The organism is Phormidium pseudopriestleyi FRX01 (assembly GCF_017313335.1).
In the GTDB taxonomy this organism is placed as follows: domain Bacteria; phylum Cyanobacteriota; class Cyanobacteriia; order Cyanobacteriales; family Laspinemataceae; genus Laspinema; species Laspinema pseudopriestleyi.
The window spans coordinates 1-7,220 of sequence record NZ_JAFLQW010000452.1; the positions used below are offsets into that span (position 1 = coordinate 1).

The window sequence follows — 7,220 nt, forward strand, 5'->3', positions numbered from 1 at the left end:
CCTAAATAGGTCGTGGCTTAATTTCCCCTGTAGTTCATTATTTAGGTTTATGTCTGTAAAGACTCAAGGCTTATCCTAGAGTTAGGATGATTAAGTTTAAATGTGAAGAAAATTACTCATAATTCAATTTTTTATTGTGGATTGAAAACATCAAGATGTTTGAGTAAAGTAATATTTTTTGACACTGTTGCTACGTCAGAAAATATTTTAAAATCACTGCAATCATCAAAAAAAGTTAGAGTATCTTCATGTATCGCCTTAACAATGGGATTCTCAAAACTATGTGTTTTATCTTTAAGTTTGTCTTCTAGCTTATTGGATTTGATGAAATACACAATCCAAGAAATTAAGTAACTATTTTCTATTTCTCGGGTTTTAAGTTCCGCTAGAAATTCCTCAAGATGCTCCACGATAGAATCTGTATAAATTTTTCCAAAATTAGATTGTAAAATAGCTTCTATAATCCCCAGAATTTTGGGAAAAGATTTTATTCTTAAGTTGGCAAGCATTAGCAATAAGCTAATTACTTTGGGCAAAGATTTTTTATCTAGTTTCACACAAATACTATAATTTTTCCGATTTACTAGGTCTGCTAAAAAACGGTCGATCACTCCACAACCCGGGTTATTTTTATCAATTTTAATAACTGATAAACATACTTCTTTAAATCCCTCGTAATCATAATTTTTCTTGGTCTCAGGATTGATGTTGTAATATTCAGATCTCCAATTTCTAAATAAACCATTGGGTAGACTATGAAATTCGGTTTTTCCGTCATGAAGCTCAAGTCGATACTCTTTTAATGCTGACTGTAAAAATTTTAGGGTTGATCGTCCACTAGATTCTGTTTTTGCCAGAATGCGGTAGTCATCTTTGAAGCGGACTATAGCAACATCATTTATAATACCCTCCGTAATCAGCGATGTTGAGAGTTTTCTATCGATTCCTGATAAAATAATTTCTGAAACTATGTCAGAGACAACAGGGCCGATAGGTATTCCATTAGTGCAACCATCATTGGCAGACTGAAATAGTTTGTCAAGACAATTTCCTAAAAAACTGTGGTTATTACGATTTTCTTTTTTTCTAATAGTTTCCTTACCATGCAATGCCCAGGGAATACTATGGGTATAAATAGATGGATAAAAAATTTTTACATCAGTTTTAATTAAGTATTTGTACTTGAAAGCTATAGAAGCCGAATCATTTTCCGCCATTTCAATCCATTCATAAATCATTCTTCCACTTCTCAACTTTCCAATTTTTCCTATGTTTTTATCATCCAAAGGAATAGGAAAGCTATAAGAGCAAACTTTATTGTCTTGATGGAAAAGACAGCTAGTTATTGTATCCCACTCATCAGCAATTTTAAATGCAATATCAGAATGAATGGTGGGGGCGATAATTCCAAATATTCTATCAGTTAAATCAGTTTTTGGAAAATGGACTTGCTGGAATTCATAAATTTTAGGCTCAATTTTTTTATTTTTACCTTTAGGTTTAAAATAAACCTTTCCAAGTTGTGGGTGCTTCGTCACCTCAAAACATGGGGGTAGAACGTAAGCCTCTGGAAAATATCCTTTGGTTAAAAGCCAATCATAGATATCTGACTTAGTAAGTGCTTCTGCCAGCTCTTTCGTGCGTTGAAAGTGTTCTTGAGGGTTACGGCTCATAGTTGAATTTTACCTAATTTTTTATGTTTTATCCTAATCAAACGTGATTAATATTTTTTTCTAAAATCCCACAATCCACCCTGATTAATTGTACTGACTTCACGCTTACAGATTCAACATACATACCTTCCGATATTGCGATTAACATAGGTGCTTATTTCTGATTTTAATTATACCAGACAATAAATTATTTGCCAAACTTCTTTCCTCCGCTAACCTGCCTGATATAGCAAACTTAAATTATTCCAACAATGGATCCAAGCCAGAGAGTCTTGTGGTGCGTGTGCGATCGCGGAGGGTATGCGCTTTTCACGTAACTAAGCCTGTATGCGATTCACCTACATTTTGCTCGCTTTTTTATGAAAAACTGATTTAGACGTGCTATATAACAGTAGTTTAAGCTAATGCGATATCAGGGTATTACTCATCAAAAAACCCAGTCTGTCATCCAGACTGGGTTATCCAACTCTTATCAAGAGGAGATAAATCTAATCAAACTTATCTCCCCTCAAAAATTGCATCTCCTCAAGACTAGGCACGGGGATAAGGCACCACATTCTCGCCAAAATAGCGATTATATTCAGCACCTTCGACCAACGCACTCACTGCGGCGGCTAAACCGTTTTCAGTCAGTAATTGCTCAGACTCAGCCAACTCGGGGGTTGCAGGAGTGCGACCCAAGAGGTGACGGCAGAGTAACTCAGCCGCTTTTAAACTCGGATAAGGCTTGACAAACCGAGCTTCGTATGCTTCAGAACTGGCCAACTGACCCACAAACTGACGCACCGAGATTTCACCGCGAATCAATTGTGCTTCTGCATTATTCAGGCGGAACTCTGCGGGAATTTCTTCACTGTAGATATCCATCACCTGACGATAGATTGCATCGATCGCACTTTCCATCTCAGCCGCACCCATCTGCTCACTCACGCGATAAATCCGCGCAACTTTGCTCGCACTAGACCGTTGTGGCATCACCCCACTCACGGACCGACCCACTTGCACCACATCTAACTTGTGCGCCGCTTGGGATGCCATTGCACTCGCCATCAACGGGCCTTTTGTCGGGTCCATCGTGGAGTTTACCGGATCGAAACTTGGCACAACCAAGTCTTTATTCTGCTTCGTTAACTGGTTATACAGCTTCTCCGTATTCGGGAAGTTCGCCGCCGGCAGAGTCGGGAAACGACGATACGGAACCGTATCCTCGTTAAACGCTTGCAGATACTCCATACTGGTGACCATTGCCGAGATAAATCCTCGGATCCCTTGGGTCGCCAGAATTTGGTTATACTTGCGAATTTCCTGCTGATTCAGCGGAGCACGACCTAAGAAATGCTTAGTTCCCAGTTCGATCACCTTCGTGTTCGGATAGGGAGTGTAAAACTCCTTGACATACAGCTTGGAATTCCCCAGTCCTTCAATAAACTCCTTAACGGTAATTTCGCCGTTCCGCAGTTTGCTTTCGATGACGCTAAACTCATTCTTAATCACATAAGGATTGAGATCGCGCTCGAAGATTTGGCGGTAAGCGGCTTGAATGACCGCTTGTGCTTCCACCGGAGTGCGGTTAGTGAGCTTGAACACCTTGGTTTGTTCGCGGCGTTTGCCAACCCCTTGGCCGATGCGGTTTTCGATTTCCGGTATCGATCGCTCGGGAACGGTACCGAGTTCGATAAAGCGCGAGGGTTCGTCTTTCTCGACTTTGAGGTTCTTGTCGCCAATCGTGCCAACCCGCAGCGATCGCAACGCTTGACCCCCTGGAGTCAGATAGCGCTCATAAGGAATCGTATCTTCCCCAAAGGCTTCCTCATACTCCTTACTATCGAGAATCGCATCAACAAGAGCATAGAAACCCTTCTTAGAGCAAATATCAAAGTAAGCATTCATTTCCTGCCGTCCGTAGGTCGGGCGACCTAACAACCGACGGTGAATATATTCGATCGCCTTACAAACATAAAGCGAACTCCAGTACAGATTCCGGAACACATCGGACTTCGCCAACGCCCGAATAAACTCCCGCAGGGTAATATCGCCGTTTTCCAGCTTAATTTCTGCTAACTTCAGGCGTTGAGCATCATAAACATCCCGACCAAACACCTGGCGATAGGCTGCCGTAATCACCCCTTGAGTCGAACTCTCCGAGTATTTAACACTCACCCCTTGCACAGATTTGGCACCACCGCGCTGACCATACTGTTTCTGTCCACTGGGGATTTGATCCAGCTTGATCGCCTTCGCACCCAGAGAACCGGGAGAAATACCCCGCGCTGCTGGATTGCTCAGTTGGTTATTGATGCCAGGACCACGATGAATCAGGATCCGGCGAGTGTCTTTGCCAAACGGTGCCGGACGATTTTTCGGATTGCGGGTTTCTTTCGGGAAGATGGCCCCAAACTGGATTTCCAGAGGGTCGTTCCCCATACCATAAGCGTGTTGATCCGGCAGAGGCCGATTGTAGTCTGCAAACAGGGTGATAAATTGCGGGACTTTGCGGAACGGTGCACTGTAATTAAACAGGTCCAACTGAGGTCCCCAGTTCCGGCACTCTTGGGCTTCTTGGCCCAAACCGCGCAGGTAAGGTACAGTTTCCTCGCCGAAGTAATCAGAATATTCCAGAGAATCGACTAGGGCATTCACCAAAGCGGCTAAACCACCCTTGGAAACGATCGCAAAGTATTTGTTAAACTCCTCGCGAGAACTCAGCGCACGTCCAAGGAAATGACGGTGCGCCAATTCCACCACGCGGCTGTTCACAAACTTTTCATAAAACTGCTGCCGATACAGGGGCGACAGACCCAAGCGACGAATAAACTCTTTCATCGAGATGGTGCCGTTTTTCACCTGAGATTCCAGGTAAGAAACGCCCAAGCTGTAGGCGCGAGTAATATCCCGCTCAAAGACTTGCCGATAGGCTGCTTTGATCACCTCTTCTTTTTCCGAAGACGAGAGTCCCGTCTTCATGACGAACTTCTGACGACGTTCGGAAGCGATGAAGTAGGTTTGGGGCAGTTGCAAGCCTTGTTTGTCGCTGCTGCCGGTTTGACGGATTTTATCCGAAGGCGTCGGGGCTTTAAATTCAGTAATCAAAACCTCGAAATATTCGCCAATCAGGGTCCGGCTGGCTTCATCCTGTTTGAAGTAGCCCAAGGATGCTGCCTTCATTTCTTGCAATGCAACTAGGGTTGCCGAAGAAGAACAGGCTCTTTCAATGATTTCCCGCAAACCGCGCACGTTCACCGAAATGATATTCGGGTCTCCGGCGACCATTGCGTAGGTCAGGTAACGCAGGAACCAGCTCAAATCCCGCAGGGATTTGGTCATGTTTCCGGGACCGTACCGGGCAATATTAATCGGTTGGAATCCAGACGGGGTGGGGCCGCTAGAGGAACTGAAAATGTTCCGCAAGCCTTCTAAGAACCCACCTTTGTTTTCCACATAGGTGGTGGTTCCCAGCATCATGCCCTGTTTGAGGTCTTGATTTCCACCCACGGGGGCCTTGACCACGATCGGTTCTTTGGGCTTCTCTAGGAACGCCATCGGCGATCCACCCGTGAAAATCCGGTTCGCGGCACGGGATACGATCAGTTCTGAATTTTTGGTCAGAACTTCAGCAATTTCCAGGCGTTTGGTTCCCGATTGGAAAAACACCTGTAGTTCGGTCAGTTCGCTTTTTCCCGGAAAGCGGTCTTGTTGTTCCGCTTGGGAAATGGTCGCAACGGGGACGGTTTGATAGAGTTGCGGACGCGCAACTGAGCTTCCACCACTTGCCTTTACAGTCATTTGATTTCAAAAGCTCCCAATAGAATTATCATTTTGTGGCATCAATGGGTTTAGATGCCGGTTTAAACTGCCACGCTGAGTCAGGATGAAGGATTGATGTCGATAAGGATGTCCTTAATGTTGGTTTCCTCCCGAAGGCTTTCCCATGTCCTTTAACCCACTAATCGGGGTTTTCCTTTGACATAGTTTTTAGCTTAAAACGATTCGGTATCACCCCCTCTTATGTTAAGAATTATGTAGAATTTTGACCCAGCGGCTATCGTGCCATCATATTGGATTGCGGTACCTAACTGAGAAAAAAGATAAGTTTTGTTACGTTCTGAATTGTAAATTATAAATTTGTAATTTCAAACCTGTGATTTGCATCGGAGGAGGGGGCTTTGCGATCGCCCTCGTCCCTGTTGTGTTTCTGTCCATCGTCCATCCACAATTTTGCGATTATGCCGAACTCTGAAGAGATTACTGCTGCGGTTAGACAACTGTATGATACTTATCCGTTTCCCCCGGAAGCCCTCCTCGATGAACCGCCTCCAGGGTACAATTGGCGCTGGACTTGGCCTGCGGCTTATGCCTTCTGTACCGGGCGCAAACCGGCAACTCAGGCGGTGAGGATTTTGGATGCGGGATGCGGGACGGGTGTGGGAACGGAATATTTGGTGCATCTGAACCCGGAAGCGCAGATTACGGGGATTGATTTAAGCGGGGGTGCCTTAGAGGTGGCCCGCGATCGCTGTCGGCGTTCTGGGGCTTCTCGGGTGGAGTTCCATCATCTGAGTATTTATGACGTCGCGCAACTGGAAGGGGAATTTGACCATATTAATTGTGTGGGGGTGTTGCATCATCTCCCGGATCCGATTCGCGGGATTCAGGCATTAGCGACAAAGTTGGCCCCTGGGGGAATTATGCATATTTTTGTGTATGCGGAGTTAGGACGCTGGGAAATTCAACTGATGCAACAGGCGATCGCCCTTCTGCAAGGGGAGAAATCCGGCGATTATCAAGAAGGGGTAAAAATTGGGCGGAAAGTGTTTGCAGCTTTACCGGAAAATAACCGTTTAGTCAAGCGGGAAAAAGAACGATGGTCAATGGAAAATCACCGGGATGCCAATTTTGCCGATATGTATCTGCATCCTCAAGAGATTGACTATAACATCGACACTTTGTTTGAGTTGATTGATGCTTCGGGGTTAGAGTTTTTAGGGTTTTCCAATCCGGACTATTGGAATGTAGAACGGTTGTTAGGGAAGGATTCAGAGTTGATGGGAGAGGCGCAAAAGTTAGGCGATCGGGCCCGATATCGACTCATCGAACTACTTGATCCAGAAATCACCCATTACGAGTTTTTCCTAGCGCGTCCTCCCCTGGTTAAAATGGACTGGGGAAATGACCAAGCCTTGTTAGCAGCCATTCCCGAAGTGAGTATCTGCCTACAGGGATGGCCCTCACAACATTTATTTGATTACAACTATCAACTCGTCACCTTATCCGAGGATGAGTTTGAGTTTATGAAAGGCTGTGATTCCAATTCCCAGGAAGGGGAGAAGATGAAAACCGTGGCAGAGATTTTAACAGGTGTAAACTTGGATTTAGTGAGAAGTCTGCAAAAACGACAACTGATTTTACTGAGTCCCGCAGCGTCAAGCCTGGGGCTCCACGAATAAAGCCCGCGCTTCTCAGGCTACTCCGGTCCCCTCCCCTTGGCAAGGGGAGGGTTAGGGTGGGGTTCTTCCCCAGCCCCCGCAGCGTCAACAGCTACACGAATAA

At 45.1% G+C, this 7,220-nt stretch carries 3 protein-coding genes; 1 reads left to right on the forward strand and 2 read right to left on the reverse strand.

Annotation, left to right across the window (positions count from 1 at the left end; translation table 11 throughout):
* Positions 1-131 precede the first annotated feature (131 nt).
* Entirely contained in the window at positions 132-1,673 is a 1,542-nt protein-coding gene (locus J0895_RS16920; protein ID WP_207089214.1) for an RNA-directed DNA polymerase, read from the reverse strand.
* Positions 1,674-2,204: 531 nt separating this feature from the next.
* Positions 2,205-5,456, reverse strand: coding sequence for a phycobilisome rod-core linker polypeptide (locus J0895_RS16925; protein ID WP_207089215.1), 3,252 nt, complete (start codon positions 5,454-5,456; stop codon positions 2,205-2,207).
* Positions 5,457-5,896: 440 nt separating this feature from the next.
* Here J0895_RS16925 and J0895_RS16930 point away from each other — a divergent pair, with 440 nt between their 5' ends.
* Positions 5,897-7,117, forward strand: coding sequence for a class I SAM-dependent methyltransferase (locus J0895_RS16930; RefSeq protein ID WP_207089216.1), 1,221 nt, complete (start codon positions 5,897-5,899; stop codon positions 7,115-7,117).
* Positions 7,118-7,220 lie beyond the last annotated feature (103 nt).